General features: G+C 55.9%; 1 pseudogene. It reads right to left on the reverse strand.

Going from position 1 to position 256, the window contains the following annotated elements:
- Positions 1–256 (reverse strand): annotated as a pseudogene (locus tag KVT38_RS33845) (hypothetical protein); the annotation flags it as partial.

Consider the following 256-nt stretch of genomic DNA (forward strand, 5'->3'; position numbering starts at 1 on the left):
TACGCTGCAGCCATTCCGGCAGCCATTCGAGCGGGATCATCCCGCCGGCCAAAATCGCCGATGCCGTAAGGTTGATCCAATACAGCCATCTCGATTCGGTCGACCATAACGCCAATGACCCGATCAAATAATTGATGCAGATGTTGATGTAAGCGGCGAGGATAACGGCCGCGGCTGTGATGATCCAAGTTCCGGGGTGCGACGGTATGACGAGAGGCAGCGTCAAAGCGTAAAGCGCGAAGAGCGGAACCGCTTT

Source organism: Cohnella sp. GbtcB17, assembly GCF_019091135.1.
Taxonomy (GTDB): Bacteria; Bacillota; Bacilli; order Paenibacillales; family Paenibacillaceae; genus Cohnella.